Genomic DNA, 19,488 nt, shown 5'->3' with positions numbered 1-19,488 from the left:
CGGCTTGCACCAGCCACGGGCGCCTTCGCCCGGCGTCTTCCAATGGTCGATCTCGCCGCCGGACAGCGTCACGCCCAGCAGGTTCTCGTTGATGGTGTAGCTCTTCTGCTTGGCGCGCACTTCGAAGCCGCGCTCCTCCAGATAGGCCTGCTCATAGGCGCGCGTCTGGGTGTGTTCCTTCTGGATCTCGCGGATCGGCGCCACGATCTGGTAGTCACCCAGCGCCTTCACGGCCAGGTCGAAGCGGACCTGATCGTTGCCCATGCCGGTGCAGCCATGCGCAATCGCCTTGGTGCCCAGTTCCTTGGCGCGCGCAATGGCAGCGTCCACGATCAGGTAGCGGTCGGACACCAGCAGCGGATACTGGCCCTGGTAGGCCTCGCCCGCCTGCACGAACCGCTTGACGAAACCGTTCCAGATCGCCGGACCGCCGTCGACGGTGACATGGCTGGCCACGCCCAGTTCCTTGGCGCGCTGTTCGATATAGGCGCGCTCCTCGGCATCCAYGCCGCCGGTATCGGCGAACACGGTATGCACGGCCCAGCCGCGCTCCTTGAGGTAAGGCACGCAGAAGCTGGTGTCGAGGCCACCGGAGAAGGCGAGAACGATGTCTTTGCTCATGACTTGCGAATCCTGAGATGGAAGGCTAAACGGATAATGGATTACTTTGATTCAACCACGATGCGCGGTTCCACGCGCACCGGAAAATTCACGGAATTGGCGATAAAGCAGCCGTGGTGCGCAGCGTCGTGCGCGGCCTCGGCCTTGGCCGGATCGCTGTCGGCGGTGATGGTGACCACCGGATGCAACACCACTTCGGTGAAGTGACCGCCATGCGTGTCGGTCTCCATCGTGCCTTCGGCGCTATCGGTGTATGCCGTCACCACTACGCCTGCCAACACCGCCTGATGCAGGTAGGACAGCATGTGACAGGTAGACAGTGCCGTCACCAGCATGTCTTCCGGGTTGACCTTGCTGGCATCGCCGCGAAACATCGGATCGGACGAGCCCTCGATGGTCGGCTTGCCCTCGATGCGAATCTCGTGATCGCGACCATAGCCCTGGTAAGTCTTGGTGCCGGTGCCCTGATTGCCAGTCCAGGTCACGTCGACCTTGTAGTGATGCTGATGCGTGTGGCTCACGACCTTCCCTCTTCTTGCTTGGACATGAGATCGGCCAGCTCCGCATCGCCGCGACCAGCGCGTTGCCCGAGGCCAGCCACCACACCGGCGCGATTCGCCGCCGGGTGGTTCTGGTTCAACTTGAACTTGCCTTCGATGCGCTCGACGGAAATTTCCAGCCCGGAGATGGCGCGCAGCATCTTCTCGATGTGATCTTCCGGCGCGTCGGAGACGTGCCAGGGCGCCGGAAGACCGGCCTCGTGACGATCGGTCAGACGCTCCAGCAACTGGCGCAGCCAGGTGGCGTCCTCGATCACACGCAGATGACCATGCACATGCACCACGGCGTAGTTCCAGGTGGGCACTTCGCGATGGGTTTCCTGCTTGCTCGGATACCAATTGGGACTGATATAGCCGTCCGGACCGCGAAAGATCACCAGCACTTCGGCCCCGTCCAAGCGCGCCAGTTCATTGCCGCGCGCGACATGGCCGTGCAATTTTCCATCCACCAGTTCAATCGGCAGATGATTCGCTGCGAGGCCGTCGTCGCCCTGCACCACCACGGTGGCGAACGGGTACGCACGCATCAGCGCGTGCAGCGCCTCGCTGTCCGTCTGCTTGAAGTGCGCGGGCTGGTACATGCTCAGGCCTGGCCGATCAACGAAGCCATCACCGCCTTCTGCACGTGCAGGCGGTTTTCGGCTTCATCGATGGCGATGCACGCGGGCGAATCCATCACAGCGTCGGTGGCCTTGATATTGCGGCGCAACGGCAGGCAATGGCTGAAGAGACCGTTGTTGGTCAAGGCCATCTTCTGCTCGTCCACGATGAAGTGCTTGTGTGCATCGCGGATCGGCTTTTCCTGCTCCCAGCGGCCGAAGAACGGTAGCGCGCCCCAGCTCTTGGCGTACACCACGTCGGCACCGCTATAGGCTTCTTCGATGTTGTGGCTCACCTTCAGCGAACCGCCGTTTTCCCTGGCGTTCTGATAGCCGAATTCCATATAGCGCTCATCGAGCACGTAGTCTGGCGTGGGGCACAGCAAGGTCACGTCCATGCCCATCTTGGTGGCGATCAGCAGCGCGGAATTGGCCACCGCCGTGTTGAGCGGCTTGGGGTGGTAGGTCCAGGTGAGCACGTACTTCTTGTTCTGCAGGCTGCCCAGGTGTTCCTTCATCGCCAGCGCGTGGGCGAGCTCCTGGCACGGGTGGGTGATGGTTTCCATGTTGATCACCGGCACCGTGGCGTACTTGGCGAACGCCTTGATCACGTTGTCCTGGCGATCCACCGCCCAGTCCTGGAATTTCGGGAAGGCGCGTACGGCGATCAAATCGACGTAACGCGACAGCACGCGGGCCACTTCGGCGATGTGCTCTTCGGTGTCGCCATCCATCACCGTGCCCACCTCGAACTCGATCGGCCACGCGTCCTTGCCCGGCGCCAGCACGATCGCATGGCCACCCATATGGAAGGCGCCGAGCTCAAAACTCGYACGCGTGCGCATCGAGGGATTGAAGAACATCAGCGCCACCGACTTGCCGGCCAGCTGCTGTCCGCGCGGCGAGCGTTTGAACGCTGCGGCCTGCTCGAGCAACGCGTCGATCTCGGCGCGACTGTAATCCTGGGTGGTCAGAAAGTGGCGAAGCGTCATGAGGAAGTTGCCTTTGTCCAATCGTCGGAATCCGGAAACAAAAAAACCCGGCTGCTAGCCGGGTTTTATCGTCGATACACGTGAAACGCGTGCGACAGCCTACCCGGCCATAAAGCGGCGCAGCGGTCGGCGAGCACGCGACGTCATCCCAGCGGCCATGCGGGCGCTAGTGAGGACAGTGGCGGTATAGACGGCTGCGGACATGGGTGTTCCGGGAGGTTGAATCGTGATGATGACGGGATTTCCGCTGCCATGCAACAACGAATGCCCCTGATCGCGGCACCCGACACCAAATCGCCGCCCGGAGGCGGCGATAGACGGGGATCTCAGTCGGCGGGAGAAACGCTTACCCGCACGCGCAGGCGCTCGCCGGGGTCGTAATTGAGCCGGGACAGGTACACCTCGCCCCGATAACGATATTCCACGTCGTAGCCCATGATGCGGCGCTGCTCGCTCACCGCCGCCACCTGGCGGCAATGGGTTTCGGTGGACTCGTACTCGCCACCGCCGGACTGGGTGGCGCTGTTGCCCACCGCGCCGCCGGCGACCGCACCGGCCACCGTCGCCGCCGTGCGGCCATTGCCGTGACCCACCGTGCTGCCCAGCACGCCACCGACCACGGCACCCAGGATGGTGCCCGCCGCCGAGCCCTGGCTGGGCGCCTGGCGGACTACCTGCTGGTCATAGCATTCCTGGCGCGGCACTTCGGTACGGGCCACGCCATACACGGGATCGACGCGCAGCACATCCGCCCAACCGTAATGGGTGTTGTCGTCATTTTGATTCTGATAGCGCGCATCCTGCGCAAATACGCCAGTGGTCATTACGGACAGCACGAGCGCAGGGAACAACCACTTGGTCATTACGACCTCCGCAGGAAGCAATTCGGGCGCATCTCTGCACCTCATAGCATCCATTGCAGCAAATTCACGCTGAATCGACGCTTAGAGCTTTTCTTACGCTGCCTGCCCCTGTCCGGCCTACCGCTGCCAGAGCAGTCCCTATCCCCAGCGGAGGCCCCTGCGGCTTGTTAAGATGCGCGACCGGCTTGCGCCCGCCTGGCGCCTGCTCCCACCGTCCGGACCACCCGACCGATGCCGATTTCGCTCCACAACAGCCTGACGCGCCGCGTAGAAACGTTCACCCCGCTCGACCCGGAACGGGTCACCATGTATCTGTGCGGACCGACCGTCTACAACTACGTGCACATCGGCAACGCGCGTGGGCCGGTGGTGTTCGACGTGCTGGTGAAGCTGCTGCGGCGCCATTATCCGAAGGTGGTCTACGCCCGCAACATCACCGACGTCGACGACAAGATCAACACCGCCGCCCAACAACTGGGCGTGGGCATCGAAAGCATCACCACCCGCTACGCCCAGGCCTATCGGGAGGACATGGCGGCGCTGGGCATTGCGCCGCCGGACGTGGAGCCGCACGCCACCGCTCACATGCCGCAGATGATCGCGATGATCGAGCGCCTGATCGCCAGCGGGCATGCTTATGCCGCCGAAGGGCACGTGCTGTTCTCGGTGGATTCGTATGCCAAGTATGGCGAGCTGTCGGGCCGCGATCCGGAAGAATTGCTGGCCGGCGCCCGCGTCGAGATCGCCCCGTACAAGCAAAATCCCGGCGACTTCGTGCTGTGGAAGCCCTCCACCCCCGACCTGCCCGGCTGGGACAGCCCCTGGGGCCGCGGCCGCCCGGGCTGGCACATCGAGTGCTCGGCGATGAGCGAAGCCCACCTGGGCGACACCATTGACATCCATGCCGGCGGCGTCGACCTGCAATTCCCGCATCACGAGAACGAGATCGCCCAGAGCACCTGCGCCCACGGCGGCAAGGTGTTCGCACGCTACTGGCTGCACAACGGCATGCTCACCTTCAGCGGCCGCAAGATGTCCAAGTCGCTGGGCAATGTGATGCTGGTGCACGAACTGCTCAAGGAACACGCGCCCGAAGCCCTGCGCCTGCTGCTCCTGCGCGGCCACTACCGCCAGCCGCTGGACTGGTCCGACACCGCCATCGCCCAGGCCATCAGTACCCTGGATGGCTGGTACCGCGTGTTGCGCGACCTGGTCGATGTGGAAGTGGACACCAGCGCCCTTCCCATTCCTGCCACGGTGGAAGCCGCCCTGTGCGACGACCTCAACACTCCGCAGGCGCTCGCTGAGCTGTCCCAGCTCGCTGATGCCGCGCGCCAGGCTGGCAGCGCCGAAGAACGCCGCGACGCCAAGGCCGCCCTGCTCGGCGCAGGCGCCGTACTCGGCCTGCTGCAGCAGGATCCCGAGGCGTGGTTCAAGCAGACCAGCGGCGCCACCGAAGTGGATGCATCACGCGTCGAAGCCCTGCTGGAAGAACGCCGCACTGCGCGCGCCAGCAAGGATTTCAAGCGCGCCGACGCTATTCGCGAAGAGCTCACGGCAATGGGCGTGGCCATTGAAGATGGTGCGCAGGGGACGCGGTGGAGTGTGGTGAAGGGGTGAGGTGAAGTGCCAATCCTTCGCTCTTTCCTCAAAGCCTCTCCTAGAACCCCCCTCGCGAACACCCGGCGGAGCGGTAAACCCCAGCGCTGCGGTCGCGCACAAGTGCGCTCCTACAAGGGAGGGCGCAGGTTCGTGGATGGCGGATCAATCTTGCCGGTCGGCTTCTTTGTGGGAGGGCACCCTGTGCGCGACAAACCTACGGAGCGGCACACCGCAGCGTGGCTGTCGCGCACAGGGTGCGCTCCCACAGACAAGCGCTAGGCGCGGCACCAAGTGCGGCACGTGCGAGCCCAAGCCAAAGCGMAGCGAGGCYCCGCTTTAAGTCCTCAGSGATTCGGGCGCGTTGCGCAGCGCTTGGMAGTACCCRCTRTGTACCCTCGGAGGTTGTCCCACAACGACGCGCCTCAAGCGYTCGGGCTTATCCCAACACGATGCTGCCGGCGTTATTCGGCCATTTTCTTTGGGTTACTTTTCTTTTGGGCCAGCAAAAGAAAAGTGACTCGGTCGGCGGCAGCCGATCGAAACGCCCGCCGCGTAGGCGGCACGCTGGCCTCGAGGCGACAACCGGGCGATATCGCTACTGGGTCGCGGCCTGCGCCGGGACGACGAATCAGGCCCAAAACACCGAGAAACCCCCAAACGCGCGATAATCCCCCCATGAGTGCCCTCGCCCCCTCCAGCGCCCAACAAGCGCAACAAGAAATCGTCGACGAATTTGCCTTCTTCAGTGATTGGACCGAGCGCTACCAATACCTGATCGACCTGGGCAAACAACTCCCCGCCTTCCCCGAAGCGCTGAAAATCGAGGAATACCGTGTGCACGGCTGCCAGTCCATGGTGTGGCTGGTCCCCAGCGGCGATGCGAACAACCTGCATTTCCAGGCCACCAGCGATTCGGCCATCGTGTCGGGCCTGATCGCCCTGGTGCTGCGCGTGTATTCGGACCGCTCCGCGCGCGACATCGTCGCCACCGAACCGCGCTATATCGAAGCGATCGGCCTGGCCAAGCATCTTTCGCCCACGCGCTCCAACGGCCTCGCCGCGATGCTGGCCAAGATCAAGGCGTACGCGGCGGCCAGTCTGGGCGACAACAAGTAGCCACCACGGCGCGCACCAAGGCACAGCCGACACTGGCCGGCCTGTGGCCAAACAACAAAGCCCCGCACGAAGCGGGGCTTTGTCTATGACATCAACGTCGAGCGCGCGACCTCAGTCGCCCATCTGCTTCTGCAGATGTTCGCGGCGTTCCTGCGCGTCCAGCGACAGGGTGGCGATCGGGCGGGCGTCGAGGCGCTCCAGGCCGATCTCTTCGTCGGTTTCCTCGCAGTAGCCGTATCGACCTTCTTCGATACGGCGCAGCGCCTTGTCGATCTTGGAGATCAGCTTGCGGTAGCGGTCGCGCGTGCGCAGTTCCAGCGAGTTTTCGGTCTCGCGGGTGGCACGCTCGGCCTCGTCGCCCACGTCACGCACCTCGTCACGCAGGTTTTCCATCGTCTGACGCGACTCTTCCACGAGCTGCTCACGCCATTCGCGCAACTTGTTGCGGAAGTACGCGAGGTGCTTGGGGCTCATGTACTCCTCGTTGTCGTTGTTCGAGGGGCGATAACCCTTGGGCAGGTCGATCAGGGTCGTGGAAGGCAGCGCATAGCGACCGTCTTCGCGGGTGATGCCATTGTCGAGAGTTGCGGTTTTATTCATCGAGGACTGCTGGGCTTTCTGAGTTTTGATAGGGGTATGACGAGCGGTTGCGCTGGCCACTTTGCCCGAGAAGGGCGACGTCGCCGGCTTGCTCGGCTCCTTGTGGGTCACTGCAACCGCCTTCGGAGCCAGCGCTGACTGCCTGGCAGCGGCAGGCTGCTTGGCAGGGGCGGCGCTGGCAGCCGGCTTGGCGGGTGCTGGCTTGGCCGTCTTGGCCGGTGCGGGAGCCGGCTTCACCGGCTTGGTCACCGACTTGGGCGGCTGCTTCTTGGCGGGCGCCGCAACCTTCTTGGCGACCGGCTTTTCAGTTTTCTTGGCGACGACCGGCTTTTTGACCGGAGCCGCCTTCTTGGCTACTGGCTTGGGGGCGGGCTTCTTGGCGACGCTCTTGGCCGGAGCCTTGGCGACCGCCTTCTTGACGGCAGGCTTGCTGGCGGCGACCACCTTCTTCGCCGGCGCTGTCTTGGCAGCCGGTTTCTTGGCGGCAGCGGCCTTGGCCGGTGTCGAACTTCGCCCGGCGGCTGGCTTCTTGCCGGCCTTGGCGTCTTTCACCTTGCCGGCAGGCTTTCCCTTCTGCGGCTTGGTGGCTGAAGCACTACGCGTCGTTTTCGCCATTTCCCTTCACCATTTTAGCCTTGGCGGCCGGGTGTTATAGCCCATGCGGCTTACACCAGCAACCGTGCTTCTGGAATACTTGCGACACTACAAGCCGCAAGCTGTTTCGGCAGCGTCAAACCGTCGTGACCCGACTGATACTTTTACTGCTCAGCTTCTACAAGCGCTGGCTAAGCCCCCTGCTGGGTCAGCGCTGCCGCTTCCATCCCAGCTGTTCCGATTATGCACGGATTGCGGTTGTGCGCTTCGGTCCGCTCAAGGGTGGCGCACTTACCGGCTGGCGTCTATTGCGCTGTCAACCTTTGTGCGAGGGCGGTGAAGATCCCGTGCCGGAGCACTTTACTTTCCGTCGTTGCCGCACCCCAGGAGATAACCATGTCCACTGACTGGCTGATCAAGAACGCCGAATTGGTCAATGAAGGCCGCCGTTTCCACGCCGACGTCCGCGTGAAGCAAGGCCGCATCGAGGCCATAGCCGGCGATCTGGATGCCCGCCCCGGCGAAAAAGTGGTCGATGCCAGCGGCCTGTGGCTGTTTCCCGGCATGATCGACGACCAGGTCCACTTTCGCGAACCGGGCCTGACCCAGAAGGCCGATATCGCCCACGAGTCGCGCGCCTGCGCCGCCGGCGGCATCACCAGCTTCATGGAGATGCCCAACACCAAGCCGCCTGCGCTCGATCGCGAGACGCTGGAGGCCAAATACGCACTGGGCGCGCAAAACTCGGCCGTGAACTACGCCTTCTACATGGGCGCCAGCAACGACAACCTCGAAGCCATCAAGAGCCTGGACCCGCTGGCCGCGCCGGGCATCAAGGTGTTCATGGGCGCCTCTACCGGCAACATGCTGGTGGACAACCCCGAGGTGCTGGACGGCATCTTCAAGTACGCGCCCACCCCGATCATCACGCACTGTGAAGACACACCGATGATCGACGCCAACCTGGCCAAGGCGCATGCGAAGTACGGTGACGATATTCCCGCCTGGGAACATCCGCTGATCCGTTCGCGCGAGGCCTGCATCAAGTCCACCCGCCTGGCCATCGAACTGGCCAGGCGGCACAACAGCCGCCTGCACGTGCTGCACATTTCCACCGCGGACGAACTGGCGCTGTTCCAGCCGGGCCCGCTCAAGGGCAAGCGCATCACCGCGGAAACCTGCGTGCACTTCCTGCATTTCGATGATCGCGACTACGAGCGCCTGGGCTTCTTGATCAAGTGCAATCCGGCCATCAAGACCTCGGCCGACCGCGAGGCCATCATCAAGGCGCTGGCCGAAGGCCGTCTCGACGTGTTGGCCACCGACCATGCGCCGCACCTGCTGGAAGAGAAGCACCAGCTCTACGACAAGGCGCCGAGCGGCCTGCCCTTGGTGCAGTACGCGCTACAGGCGGCACTGCAGCGTGTGTTCGAAGGCAAGCTGACGCTGGAGCGTGTGGTGGAAGCGGTGACGCATGCGCCGGCCACCTTGTTCGACGTGAAGGAGCGCGGCTATCTGCGCGAAGGCTATGCGGCGGACCTGGTGCTGGTCGATCCGAACAAGCCGCACACGGTGACCCGCGAGGAAGTACTGTCCAAGTGCGGCTGGACGCCGTTCGAGGGCTACACCTTCAACAGCTCGATCGCGGCCACGTTTGTGAACGGCCAGCGCGTTTGGGATGGCAGCAGCGTCGACCAGAGCGTGCGCGGACAGCGACTGAGTTTTAGCCGCTAATCTCCTCGAGCGTCCATCTCCCTCACCGTCATTCCGGCGCAGGCCGGAATCCAGTAGCGAACCCGTTGAGTTATCGCGATAGCCCACATTCTTGAAAGGCTTCGCGAAAACCTGATACAGCGGCCACTGGATTCCGGCCTGCGCCGGAATGACGAGCCAGGGTTACGGCATGGCCTTGAGCGTGATGCTCACGGGACCATTCTCGCCGGAGCGGCCCAGCACGCTGGTGCGCGTGTCGTTGATGGCGAGCAGCTTGTCGCCCTGCTGCAGGCGAACGCCAATCGCGAAATCCACGCCGTCTTTCAATTCGGCCGGGTCATAGCTCAGCATGAATTCCACCGGCGATGCGCCCACCGGCTGGATGCGCTCTTCCGCCACCGTACGTGCTGCCACATCCTGGCGACTCACGTCAGCCAGCGTCACGATCAGCACCGCATCCGCAGGAATCGCCTGCGGCAGGTCGTAACGCACATCGCCCACCATGGTCTTCATCAGCGCCTGGTGCACGGGCGCTGCAGGGGCGGCCGTCGCGGTCGGTGCGTCTTCCTTGTGGCGGTGCGAGAACATCGAGCAGGCCGACAGCGCGAGCACGGCTGCGGCCAGCAAAGGAAGACGAAACGACATGCGACTCTCCATGGGGGAAGGCCCGGTGACGGGCTCCCGCCATGCTATCAGGCCGCCGTTAAAGCAAGGCTCAGGCGCAGCCCTTGCCCGCGTAACCGCCTTCTACGCCCTTGCTGGCATAGGCGACGGCATCGTGCGGATGCAGGCTTTCCTGGTGCTCCACGCGGATATGGAAGTCGCTCAGCGCCTTGTCGACGTCCAGCGCCTTCTGGATGCGGCGCGCCGCGTCCTCGCAGAACATCAGGTTGCCGCCATTGGCGAGCGCGAACGCCTGCTCGTCTTCGCGCTTCACCGCGGTTTGCACGGGCGTGCCCAGCGCTTGTTCGGTGACGTTGATCAGGTCGATCAGGTTGAAGGCGGCGCCTGCCGCCGGACGCACGCGCAAACGAGCGACGCTGCGCTGGGCATGCGGCGTGGCCACGATGCCCTTCTCACTGCCCAGCCAGGCCAGCACGGCGCTGTGATCGAGCGGTTTGCCCGCCTCGAAATCCCTGGCGAACTGGTCCTGGATCAACTGGCGCGACAGCGCGGCCGATGCCGGGCAGGTCGACGAATAAACAATCTCGGTGCCGAACTCCAGCAGGAATTCGTCGCCGATCATGCTCGCCTCGATGGTCACCGGATACGAACGCCAACCGCTGTTGGCGCTGCGCAAGGCGGGACGACGCACCAGGTGCTCAAAGCGGATGCTGAGGCAGGCGCGATCGGAGAGATCCTTGTGCGATTCCAGGAAACCGCGCAGCAGATCGCGCAGGGTATCGGTGCCGAGCGTCTTGCTGCTCAGCGCCTCCTCCACCTGCAGGTAGAGACGCGACATGTGGATGCCACGCTTGTCCGGGCGACGCAGATTGACGAAGGCGCCGACGCGCGCGCTGGCGCGCTGCACGTCGCCGTCGCCGGCATCGAAACGCACCGGCACCTCGATGCCATCCATTCCCACCCAGTCCAGCTCGCCGACGAGATGCGGCTGGGCATGGACTGCCACGTCGGGCAGCAGGCGGGCGGTGTTTTCCTCGGTGTACATGGGTGAATCCTATGTGGTCCGACTGGCGGTCTTAGCGCCTGGGAGACCTCAATTTTGGGGCACCATCGGTGCCTCGCAATAGTGGCGCACGGGAAACGCTGCGTCCGGAGCGCTCTCTCAACCTTTCGCGCGTTGCCAGGCACGCGCGGCCTGCCAGGCTTGCCAGGTCACGCCCAGCCCCTGCCTGCCCTGCCCCTTGCGCAGCACATCGAGCGGATCGGCGGCCTTGCGCGCCGTGGCGACCAGGGCACGTCCCTGGCGCGATTCCAGCCCGCGGAAGGCGCTCAATGGTCCCGGCAGGCGCTCGGCATCACGCCAGGCGGCTCCCAGATCGTCCAGCTGCGCGCGCACGGCGGCGTTGCGCAGATCGCTCGATTCACGCAATTGCTGGCGGCTCAGGCCGAATTTCGCCAGGCGCGACATCGGCAGTGCGAGGCGGTCGCGATCGACATCCTCCTGCAGGCGCAGCAGCGAATACAGCAGATGCGACAGTGTTGCCACGCGCGTTGCCCGCACGCTGGATGCCTGGTCGCCAAACCACCAGGCGGTTTCCAGATCGGCCAGGGCACCGTGCAACAGCGAGCCGGCCGCGATCTGAGCCGGGAAATCCGCTGCCGTGCCCTCTTCCAGTTGCCCCATCGCCGCCAGCACCGGAGCGACCCAGCGTTCCGCGGCAATCTCGTGCGCGCGGTCGCTGTCGAACAGCACCTGGGTCAAGGGATGACGCCCGCCACTGGCCGCTGCGCCGGATAGCTCCTCGGCCCACCAGTTGAGTTTGCTGGCCGCCACGTGTGGCTCGCGTATGCCGTACGCCGCCGCGAGCAATTCCTGCTCGAGCGCCGCCAGCGCGATATGGCCGGGATAGCTGTTCTGATCGACGAATGCCAAGGCAATACGCTGCTGCGGCTGCACGGCCAGCCACTTGTCGATATAGCTCTGCAGCGCAGTGCTGCTCACGCAATCACCTTCAGGCGGCCAGTGAGCTCGGACGGATGATCGACCACCAGGTCCGCGTTCCACTCGGACGGATCGCCACCATCCAGATAACCCCAGCGCACGGCCACGGTGTACAGACCCGCCGCCGCGCCCGCCAGCACATCGCGGCGATCATCGCCCACGAACAGGCAGCGCGACGGATCAAGCCCTGCACGCTCGCACGCCAGCAACACGGGCGCGGGATCGGGCTTCTTCACCGGCAAGGTGTCGCCGGACACGACCGCCGCCGCGCGCGGCGCCCAGCCGATGCGCACCAGCAGATCGTCGGTAAGAAAACCTGGCTTGTTGGTCACCACGCCCCAGCGGATGCCCTGCGACTCCAGCGACGACAACAGCTCATCCACGCCCTCGAACGGACGCGTGTGCTCGGCCATCATCACCTGGTAAAGCTCGAGATAACGCGGCATCAAGGCCGCCAGCGCGGCATCATCGATATCGGGAAACGCACAGCGCAGGATCGCCCGCGAGCCGCGCGAGACAACTTCGCGCACCATCGCATACGGCGGCGCGGCCACCTGCATTTCCTCGCACTGTGCCTTCAGCGCGGCGTAGAGATCGGGAGCGCTGTCGAGCAAGGTGCCATCGAGATCAAACAGCACACCCTGGATGTTTTCGGGAAATGACTTCATGCGGGCTTTCGTGCGCTGATCAGGTAATTGACGGCCGTGAGGCGGCTCAACCACGCCTTGYGGCTGATCGGGTTGTAGCCCAGCCCCGAGACGTCATCGACTTCCAGTCCGGCATGTCGCATCAAGCGTCCCAGTTCCGACGGCTTGAGGAATTGTGCGTAGTGATGCGTGCCACGCGGCAGCATGCGCATGATGTATTCCGCACCGAGAATCGCCGCGCCGAACGCGGCCGGCGTGCGATTGAGCGTGGACATCACCACCACGCCGCCCGGCTTCACCATGCGTACCAGGTCGCCGACCAGGGCAGCCGGATCGGGCACGTGCTCGATCAGTTCCATGCAGCACACGGCGTCGAAAGTTTCCGGCTCGGCGGCAGCCAGTTCGGCCGACGACTGCACGCGATAGTCGATGTCGAGATTGGGCGTTTCCAGTCGCGACTCGTGCATGTGCAGTCGCGCGATCTCGATCACCTTCTCGCCCAGATCGATACCGGTGACGCGCGCGCCGGCCTTGGCCAGCGCCTCGCTCAGCAGGCCGCCGCCGCAACCGACATCGGCCACGCGCGCGCCGCGCAGATCCAGCCGATCGGCGACATAAGCCGCGCGCACCGGGTTGAGATCATGCAGCGGACGGGACTCGCCATCGGGATCCCACCAACGCGCGGCGAGCTTGCCGAAGCGGGCGATTTCCTCAGGACTGACATTGGTTGCGGCTTGCATCGAAAGCATCCTTCAAAGCTGTGCGCGGAGCTTAGCGCGCGTTCCATTCGTAGACGGTGATGTCCCAGCCGCCACGGGTGTGGGCCGGGTCCTGGTGGACGATGGCCAGGGCCTCGTCCATATCGACTGCACGCACCAGATAGGCGCCGCCGGACTTGTCGCCGAAGGCACCCGTCATTTCCAGACGGCCGCCGGCGCGCAAGCCTTCAATGAAATCCTTGTGCGGCTGCACGATGGCCGGATCGAAATCCGCGCGTCGCATCATCATCACCAGATAGCGGTTCATCGCGCCCCTCTCAACCCGCATCGATCGCGGCGATGCGTTCGCGCCAGGCATGCGTCTTGGCGAGCACGGCGTCGGTGTCGATATCGGTGAGGATGCGGCCGGCCAGCTTGCGTACGCCGTTGATCCACACGTCGGTGACCTGATGGCGGCCGACGGCATAGGCGAGCTGCGAGGCGATGTGGAACAGCGGCTGCGTTTCCAGATCGGACAGACGAACAGCGGCCAGATCGGCCTGCTTGCCCGCTTCGATGGAACCGATGCGATCTTCCAGACCCATCGCGCGGGCGCCGTTGAGGGTGGCCGCACGCAGCGCATAGGCCGCATCGAAGGCCGCCGCATCGTTGGCCACGGCCTTGGCCAGGAACGCAGCCGTACGCATCTCGCCAAACATGTCCAGATCGTTATTGGAGGCGCAGCCGTCGGTGCCAATGGCGACATTCACGCCGGCCTGGCGCAGCTTCTCCGCCGGGCAGAAGCCCGAGGCGAGCTTGAGGTTCGATTCGGGGCAATGCACCACGGATACGCCCGCTGTTGCGCAAGCCTCGATTTCCGCGTCGTTGAGCTGGGTCATGTGCACGGCGATCAGGCGATCGTTGACCAGGCCCAGCTTCTGCAGTCGCTGGAACGGGCGCAGGCCACTCTTGGCCTTCTCTTCTTCCACTTCATGCGCGGTTTCATGCGTGTGCAGATGCACCTGGATGTCGAGTTGATCGGCCAGCACGCGGATGCGTTCAAAGCTTTCGTCCGACACGGTGTACGGCGCATGCGGCGCAAACGAGGTGCTCACCAGCGCATCGCCGCGGAAACTGTCGTGCACTTCGATGGCACGATCGAAATATTCGTCCTGCGTCTTCGCCCAGGCCGTAGGGAAATCGATCACCGGCAGACCAACCACGGCACGGAAACCCATGCGGCGATAAGTGGCGCCAATCACGTCCGGGAAGAAGTAGTTTTCGTTGGCGCAGGTGGTGCCGCCGCGAATCATCTCGGCCACCGCCAGTTCCACGCCATCGCGTACGAACTCCGGCCCGATCACCTGGCCTTCGACCGGCCAGATGTGCTTCTGCAGCCACACCATCAGCGGCAGATCGTCGGCGAGGCCGCGCAGCAGCGTCATCGGGTTGTGCGTATGGGTATTGATCAGACCCGGGATCAGCACGTGCTCGCCCAGCTCCACGCGCTCACGCGGTGCATAGGCGGCGCGCGCATCGGCAATCGGCAGCAAGGCCACGATGGCGCCTTGATCCACCGCCACAGCGTGATGTTCGAGCACCACGGCATGCGGTTCCACCGGCACGACCCAGCGCGCTTCGATCAACAGGTCGACGGTTTGCGGGGCGTTCTGGCTCATCCGGTGGCTCACTTTTCTTGTGTTGGATACGACATGGGGCGGATCACCTTGCGGTGGCCGCCCCATGATTGCCTGACTTCGTTACCGCTCAGGCTTCGTCATTATTCCCGCGCACCTGCCAAACAGGGACCGCAGGCATGACGTAATGGCAGGCCGCGCAAGGCGCGGGCCGATACGTCACTTGCCGACGCGGCTGACGTATTCGCCCGTGCGGGTGTCGACCTTGATCATTTCATCGGTGCCGACGAACAGCGGCACGCGGACCACCGCGCCGGTTTCCAAGGTGGCCGGCTTGCCGCCGCCGCCCGAGGTGTCGCCACGCACGCCCGGATCCGTCTCGGTGATCTTCAGTTCGACGAAGTTCGGCGCCTGCACGGAGATGATTTCGCCGTTGAACAGCGTCACCACGCACTCTTCCTCGCCCTTCAGCCACTTCACGGCATCGCCCATGCCAGCCTTGTTGGCCTGGTGCTGCTCGAAGGTTTCCTGCTGCATGAAGTGCCAGTACTCGCCGTCGGAATACAGGTACTGYATATCGGTGTCGACGACGTCGGCGACTTCGAAGCTGTCGCTGGACTTCATGGTCGATTCGCTGGTGCGGCCGTTCTTCAGGTTGCGGATGAAGATGCGGGTGAACGCCTGACCCTTGCCGGGCTTGATGAAATCGGCGTCGGTAATGACCCAGGGGTCATTGTTGTGAAGGATCTTCATTCCCTTCTTGACGTCGTTGAGACCGGCGGTGGCCATGCTGAACTCCAGATGTGACGCCGCCCGCAGGCAGCTAGAATAGGTGGTTTCCCGGGCACTGGGCCCGTTTCAAGACCCATTATGATAACCGCAAGCCATGCCGCCCGCCTATCTGTGCCCGGACCCGACTGGCGCACGCTGTGGCGCGAGGCCGTCACCGATCCGCAGGAATTGCTGGCCTTGGTAGGTCTGGAAGCGCTGGCCCACCGGTTGCCGGCAGACGATGCCGGCTTTGCCGTGCGCGTGCCGCGTGGCTTCGTGGCCCGCATGCGCCGTGGCGATCCGCTCGACCCCCTGCTGCTGCAGGTCCTGCCCCAGCTGGCTGAGCTGGACCAGGTGCCGGGGTTCGGCGTGGATGCGGTGGGCGACATGGCCGCCCGGTCTGCCCAGGGCGTGCTGCACAAATACGAAGGGCGCGCCTTGCTGATCGCCAGCGGCAGCTGCGCCATCAACTGCCGCTACTGTTTCCGTCGCCACTTCCCCTATGGCGACGAAATGGCCGCCGCCGGCCAGTGGCGCAAGGCGCTGGAGCACGTGCGCCAGGACAGTTCCATCAGCGAGCTGATCCTCTCCGGGGGCGACCCGCTGTCGCTGGCCACCACCAAGCTGGACGAGCTCACCCGCGGCCTGGCCGAGATTCCACACGTGACCCGCCTGCGTATCCACACCCGTCTGCCGGTGGTGCTGCCCGAGCGCGTCGACGAGGCCTTTGGCCGCTGGCTGGGCGAGCTGCCACTGCAGAAGGTGGTAGTGCTGCACGCCAATCACGCCAATGAGTTCGATGCGTCCGTTGATGCCGCCTGCGCCCGCCTGCGGGAGATGGGCGCCACCGTGCTCAACCAGTCGGTGCTACTGCGCGGCATCAACGACGACGCCGACACCCTGGCCGCCCTGTCCGAGCGGCTGTTCGCGGCGGGCGTGCTGCCCTATTACCTGCATCAGCTGGATCGCGTGCAGGGGTCGGCGCATTTCGAGGTCGACGATGCCCGGGCCCTCGCCCTGGTCGACGCCATTCGTCAACGCCTGCCGGGCTATCTCGTTCCCAAGCTGGTCCGCGAGGTGGGCGGCGAGGCATCGAAGCGGCCCCTGTAACAGAAGGCCGGCACAGTTGTGGGCCGCGTCACTCCCGGAACAATTCCGCTGGCAGTGACCGGAAGAATCCGTTACAACCACGGATGGCACGCGCCCTGCTGACACGGCAGGTATCAGCAGCAGCGGCGAACAACGGATAGCTCGACGAGCCCATGAAAACCGACCAGGTCATAAAGATACTTTTCATCGAAAAGTCAGTCGAAGACGCGGAACAGATCATCAGCCTGCTGCGCAACAGCGGCATCGCGGTTCGACCGGCACGCGCCACCAGCACCGAGCAGATCACCGCCGCCCTGGACGAGCTGGGCCCTGACATCGTCTTGTTCGACCCATCGGTGGGCACGCTGGAGCTGCGCGAGGTGTCGCGCATGCTCGATGCCCACGGCCGCGACCTCTCGCTGATCGCACTGGTCGGCCAAGTGGACAACGCCACCATCACCGAGCTGTTCGTCAACGGCGCCCGCAGCGTCGCGCTGCGTCCGCAGCCCAAGCAGCTGATGGCGGTGATCCAGCGCGAATTCGATGCGCTCAATGCGCGCCGCCAGCTGCGCCGCCTGGAAACCGCGCTGCGCGAATCCGAGCGCCGCTGCGATGCGCTGCTCGATTCGTCCACCGACGCCATCGCCTATGTGCACGAAGGCATGCACGTGCGCGCCAACCAGGCCTATCTGGACACCTTCGGCTATACCGAGTTCGATGACCTGCTCGGCCTGCCCGTGCTGGACATGATCAGCCCGAACGACGCCGACGAATTCAAGAACACCCTCAAGGGCCTGTCCAAGGGCGAGAAGGTCAACGGCGCCATCGAGCTGCAGGCGCGCCGCGCCGACGCCACCAGCTTCAAGGCGAGCGTGGAATTTGCGCACGCCATCTTCGAAGGCGAGCCCTGCCTGCAAGTGGTATTCCGCCGCCATATGGTGGACGCCAACGTCATCGAACAGCTGCAGCGCGATCCGGTCACCGGCCTGTTCAACCGCTCGCGCATGCTCGAATGCATCGACGAAGCGGTGGCCGCGGCCACCCAGGGCACCAAGGGCCAGTCGCTGCTGCTGATCGAGCCTGACAACTGGCAGAGCATCGTGGCAGGCGTCGGCCTGTCCAAGGCCGACGAGCTGCTGGCCGCCTTTGCCAATCGCGTGGAAGGCCAGCTCACCGCCCAGGACACCGCCGGCCTGTTGGCGGAACACACGGTCGGCGTGCTGCTGCATACCCGCAACGACGAAGGCATCAAGCAGTGGATTGCCGGCCTGCAGCAGGCCATCGCCGGGGGCATCTTCGACCTGGGCTCGCGCTCCATCACCATCACCGCCAGCATCGGCGGCAGCCTGCTGGGCGAGCGCAACGCCAATACCGAACTGCTGCTCAACCAGGCCAGCCAGGCCCTGCGCAACGCGCAGAGCCAGGGCGGCAATCGCAGCGACCTGCATGATCCGGCGGCCCGCGAAAAGGCCGACGAAGAGCGCGAGCGCTACTGGCTGGGCGTGATCGACCAGGCGCTTATTCAGAACGAATTCGTGCTGTACCACCAGCAGACGATCAGCCTGCAGGATGCCGAAGGCGAGTTCTCCGAAATCCTGCTGCGCCTCAATGGCCCGCAGGGCGAGGTACTCCCCGGCTTCTTCATGCCGATCGCCGAAAAACACAACCTCACCCCGGCGATCGATCGCTGGGTGCTGAACCAGGCGATCGAACATCTGCGCGCCCGCGATCGCATGGGCCAGCCGACGACGTTCTTCGTCAAGCTCACCTCCGGCTCGCTGGAAGACAAGGCGCTGCTTCCCTGGCTGGGCGAACGCCTCAAGCAGGCCGCGCTCAAGCATGGCCAGCTCGTGCTGGAAATGACCGAGAGCAAGGTGGTGACCGCCCTGCGCCCGGCGCAGGAATTCATCCAGGCCTGGCAGAAGTTGGGCGGCCAGTTCGCGCTCGAGCAGTTCGGCTCAGGCCTCAACTCGTTCCAGCTGCTCAACCACATCAATGCCGACTATCTGAAGATCGACCGCAGCTACATGGCCGACCTGCCGCAACAGCAGGAAAGCCAGAAAAAGGTGGCCGACATCTGCCGCCAGGCACGCGAGCTGAAAAAACAGACCATCGCCGAATGGGTGGAAGACGCCGCCAGCACCTCGCTGCTGTTCGCCTGCGGCGTGGACTTCGTGCAGGGCAACTTCCTGCAGGAACCCCAGCGGTTGGCTTGAGGGGACTCAGTCCCAGGGCGGCCTTTCAAAAAAGCTCGCCTGATGAAGTCACTCCGCGAGCACCCGCCCCTCACCACCGTAAAGGTGGCAATGCCCCAGCCCTCTCCCCCGAGGGAGAGGGGAAAAAACTGTGGGAGCGCACCCTGTGCGCGACAAACCTACGGAGCGATACATCCCAGCGTGCCAGTCGCGCACAGGGTGCGCTCCCACAGGTAAATCGCAAGGGTGACCTCGACGCGCTGACCAAAGCGACGCGTAGCGAGCCCCGCTTTAAGTCCTCAGCGATTCGGGCGCGTTGCGCAGCGCTTTGAACTACCCGCTGTGTACCCTCGGAGGTTGTCCCATGACGACGCGCCTCGAGCGTTCTGGTTTATCCCAACACGATGCTGCGGGCGTTATCAGGCCATTTTCTTTGGGTTACTTTTCTTTTGGGCCAGCAAAAGAAAAGTGACTCGGTCGGCGGCAGCCGATCGAAACGCCCGCCGCGTAGGCGGCACGCTGGCGGAGAGGCGACGACCAAACACCGAGGCTCTGGATCCCGGCC

Annotated in this window: 20 protein-coding genes; 6 read left to right on the top strand and 14 right to left on the bottom strand. The window is 64.3% G+C overall.

Going from position 1 to position 19,488, the window contains the following annotated elements; all coding sequences use genetic code 11:
• The 5 genes from AC1DMG_RS11155 to AC1DMG_RS11135 all read right to left on the bottom strand — a co-directional run.
• A partial coding sequence (locus AC1DMG_RS11155; RefSeq protein ID WP_477180524.1) for an argininosuccinate synthase domain-containing protein occupies window positions 1-621 on the bottom strand: 621 nt, incomplete at its 3' end.
• A 41-nt stretch (window positions 622-662) separates the two neighbouring features.
• Window positions 663-1,142, bottom strand: coding sequence for an OsmC family protein (locus AC1DMG_RS11150; protein WP_441604303.1), 480 nt, complete (start codon window positions 1,140-1,142; stop codon window positions 663-665).
• Window positions 1,139-1,762 carry an FMN-binding negative transcriptional regulator gene (locus tag AC1DMG_RS11145; protein WP_441604304.1) on the bottom strand — a complete coding sequence of 208 codons (624 nt, stop codon included), beginning with the start codon at window positions 1,760-1,762 and terminating at the stop codon, window positions 1,139-1,141. The genes AC1DMG_RS11150 and AC1DMG_RS11145 overlap by 4 nt, the downstream gene beginning before the upstream one ends.
• A gap of 2 nt (window positions 1,763-1,764) precedes the next feature.
• Window positions 1,765-2,772 carry an N-acetylornithine carbamoyltransferase gene (locus AC1DMG_RS11140; RefSeq protein ID WP_477180523.1) on the bottom strand — a complete coding sequence of 336 codons (1,008 nt, stop codon included), beginning with the start codon at window positions 2,770-2,772 and terminating at the stop codon, window positions 1,765-1,767.
• A gap of 326 nt (window positions 2,773-3,098) precedes the next feature.
• Complete coding sequence (locus tag AC1DMG_RS11135) at window positions 3,099-3,635, bottom strand: glycine zipper 2TM domain-containing protein (protein WP_441604306.1); 537 nt, start codon at window positions 3,633-3,635, stop codon at window positions 3,099-3,101.
• A 231-nt stretch (window positions 3,636-3,866) separates the two neighbouring features.
• On the opposite strand from AC1DMG_RS11135, the gene cysS reads away from it, so the two are divergent.
• Both cysS and AC1DMG_RS11125 read left to right on the top strand, forming a co-directional pair.
• On the top strand, window positions 3,867-5,255 hold the full coding sequence (gene cysS, locus AC1DMG_RS11130) for a cysteine--tRNA ligase (RefSeq protein ID WP_441604307.1): 1,389 nt from the start codon (window positions 3,867-3,869) through the stop codon (window positions 5,253-5,255).
• 657 nt (window positions 5,256-5,912) lie between these two features.
• Window positions 5,913-6,353, top strand: a complete 441-nt coding sequence (locus tag AC1DMG_RS11125; RefSeq protein ID WP_441604308.1) for a SufE family protein — start codon at window positions 5,913-5,915, stop codon at window positions 6,351-6,353.
• 111 nt (window positions 6,354-6,464) lie between these two features.
• Here the strand turns inward: AC1DMG_RS11125 and dksA are convergent, their stop codons facing one another.
• Window positions 6,465-7,568: an RNA polymerase-binding protein DksA gene (gene dksA, locus AC1DMG_RS11120; RefSeq protein ID WP_441604309.1), complete on the bottom strand. Its 1,104-nt coding sequence runs from the start codon at window positions 7,566-7,568 to the stop codon at window positions 6,465-6,467.
• 125 nt (window positions 7,569-7,693) lie between these two features.
• Here dksA and yidD point away from each other — a divergent pair, with 125 nt between their 5' ends.
• Together yidD and AC1DMG_RS11110 are read left to right on the top strand one after the other, a co-directional pair.
• A complete protein-coding gene (gene yidD / locus AC1DMG_RS11115) occupies window positions 7,694-7,954 on the top strand; it encodes a membrane protein insertion efficiency factor YidD (RefSeq protein WP_441604310.1) in 261 nt (86 codons plus the stop codon).
• Window positions 7,944-9,281, top strand: a complete 1,338-nt coding sequence (locus tag AC1DMG_RS11110; protein WP_441604311.1) for a dihydroorotase — start codon at window positions 7,944-7,946, stop codon at window positions 9,279-9,281. Before yidD ends, AC1DMG_RS11110 begins: the two co-directional genes overlap by 11 nt.
• Before the next feature lie 162 nt (window positions 9,282-9,443).
• On the opposite strand, the gene AC1DMG_RS11105 is transcribed toward AC1DMG_RS11110, so the two are convergent.
• From AC1DMG_RS11105 to efp, 8 genes are all read right to left on the bottom strand, one after another.
• The gene (locus AC1DMG_RS11105) at window positions 9,444-9,905 is read right to left on the bottom strand and encodes a YbaY family lipoprotein (protein WP_441604312.1); all 462 of its coding nucleotides are present in this window, start codon (window positions 9,903-9,905) and stop codon (window positions 9,444-9,446) included.
• A 70-nt stretch (window positions 9,906-9,975) separates the two neighbouring features.
• Window positions 9,976-10,929 (bottom strand): GTP cyclohydrolase FolE2, encoded by a 954-nt coding sequence (gene folE2 / locus AC1DMG_RS11100; RefSeq protein WP_441604313.1) that lies wholly within the window; start codon window positions 10,927-10,929, stop codon window positions 9,976-9,978.
• A gap of 117 nt (window positions 10,930-11,046) precedes the next feature.
• A complete protein-coding gene (locus tag AC1DMG_RS11095) occupies window positions 11,047-11,886 on the bottom strand; it encodes a squalene/phytoene synthase family protein (protein ID WP_441604314.1) in 840 nt (279 codons plus the stop codon).
• On the bottom strand, window positions 11,883-12,554 hold the full coding sequence (gene gph, locus AC1DMG_RS11090; protein WP_441604315.1) for a phosphoglycolate phosphatase: 672 nt from the start codon (window positions 12,552-12,554) through the stop codon (window positions 11,883-11,885). Before gph ends, AC1DMG_RS11095 begins: the two co-directional genes overlap by 4 nt.
• Window positions 12,551-13,273, bottom strand: coding sequence for a bifunctional 2-polyprenyl-6-hydroxyphenol methylase/3-demethylubiquinol 3-O-methyltransferase UbiG (gene ubiG, locus AC1DMG_RS11085; protein WP_477180522.1), 723 nt, complete (start codon window positions 13,271-13,273; stop codon window positions 12,551-12,553). Before ubiG ends, gph begins: the two co-directional genes overlap by 4 nt.
• A gap of 31 nt (window positions 13,274-13,304) precedes the next feature.
• Window positions 13,305-13,559, bottom strand: coding sequence for a YciI family protein (locus tag AC1DMG_RS11080; RefSeq protein ID WP_441604317.1), 255 nt, complete (start codon window positions 13,557-13,559; stop codon window positions 13,305-13,307).
• A 10-nt stretch (window positions 13,560-13,569) separates the two neighbouring features.
• Window positions 13,570-14,910: a TRZ/ATZ family hydrolase gene (locus tag AC1DMG_RS11075; protein ID WP_441604318.1), complete on the bottom strand. Its 1,341-nt coding sequence runs from the start codon at window positions 14,908-14,910 to the stop codon at window positions 13,570-13,572.
• 177 nt (window positions 14,911-15,087) lie between these two features.
• A complete protein-coding gene (gene efp / locus AC1DMG_RS11070; protein ID WP_477180521.1) occupies window positions 15,088-15,657 on the bottom strand; it encodes an elongation factor P in 570 nt (189 codons plus the stop codon).
• Window positions 15,658-15,738: 81 nt separating this feature from the next.
• Here efp and epmB point away from each other — a divergent pair, with 81 nt between their 5' ends.
• Together epmB and AC1DMG_RS11060 are read left to right on the top strand one after the other, a co-directional pair.
• The gene (epmB, locus tag AC1DMG_RS11065) at window positions 15,739-16,749 is read left to right on the top strand and encodes an EF-P beta-lysylation protein EpmB (RefSeq protein ID WP_441604320.1); all 1,011 of its coding nucleotides are present in this window, start codon (window positions 15,739-15,741) and stop codon (window positions 16,747-16,749) included.
• Between the two features lie 152 nt (window positions 16,750-16,901).
• On the top strand, window positions 16,902-18,944 hold the full coding sequence (locus AC1DMG_RS11060; RefSeq protein WP_441604321.1) for an EAL domain-containing response regulator: 2,043 nt from the start codon (window positions 16,902-16,904) through the stop codon (window positions 18,942-18,944).
• The last annotated feature ends 544 nt before the right edge of the window (window positions 18,945-19,488 follow it).

Source organism: Dyella sp. 01N36, assembly GCF_056399745.1.
The sequence above is the reverse complement of the archived record's forward strand: the minus strand, read 5'-3'. Positions and strand labels throughout refer to the sequence as shown.

Bases quoted from the DNA above. Each gene is read 5' to 3' on its own strand.
- gph (WP_441604315.1), bottom strand. From the start codon at position 12,554: ATGAAGTCATTTCCCGAAAACATCCAGGGTGTGCTGTTTGATCTCGAT.
- AC1DMG_RS11135 (WP_441604306.1), bottom strand. From the start codon at position 3,635: ATGACCAAGTGGTTGTTCCCTGCGCTCGTGCTGTCCGTAATGACCACT.
- epmB (WP_441604320.1), top strand. From the start codon at position 15,739: ATGATAACCGCAAGCCATGCCGCCCGCCTATCTGTGCCCGGACCCGAC.
- AC1DMG_RS11145 (WP_441604304.1), bottom strand. From the start codon at position 1,762: ATGTACCAGCCCGCGCACTTCAAGCAGACGGACAGCGAGGCGCTGCAC.
- folE2 (WP_441604313.1), bottom strand. From the start codon at position 10,929: ATGTACACCGAGGAAAACACCGCCCGCCTGCTGCCCGACGTGGCAGTC.
- dksA (WP_441604309.1), bottom strand. From the start codon at position 7,568: ATGGCGAAAACGACGCGTAGTGCTTCAGCCACCAAGCCGCAGAAGGGA.
- AC1DMG_RS11105 (WP_441604312.1), bottom strand. From the start codon at position 9,905: ATGTCGTTTCGTCTTCCTTTGCTGGCCGCAGCCGTGCTCGCGCTGTCG.
- cysS (WP_441604307.1), top strand. From the start codon at position 3,867: ATGCCGATTTCGCTCCACAACAGCCTGACGCGCCGCGTAGAAACGTTC.
- AC1DMG_RS11060 (WP_441604321.1), top strand. From the start codon at position 16,902: ATGAAAACCGACCAGGTCATAAAGATACTTTTCATCGAAAAGTCAGTC.
- AC1DMG_RS11080 (WP_441604317.1), bottom strand. From the start codon at position 13,559: ATGAACCGCTATCTGGTGATGATGATGCGACGCGCGGATTTCGATCCG.
- AC1DMG_RS11125 (WP_441604308.1), top strand. From the start codon at position 5,913: ATGAGTGCCCTCGCCCCCTCCAGCGCCCAACAAGCGCAACAAGAAATC.
- AC1DMG_RS11110 (WP_441604311.1), top strand. From the start codon at position 7,944: ATGTCCACTGACTGGCTGATCAAGAACGCCGAATTGGTCAATGAAGGC.
- AC1DMG_RS11075 (WP_441604318.1), bottom strand. From the start codon at position 14,910: ATGAGCCAGAACGCCCCGCAAACCGTCGACCTGTTGATCGAAGCGCGC.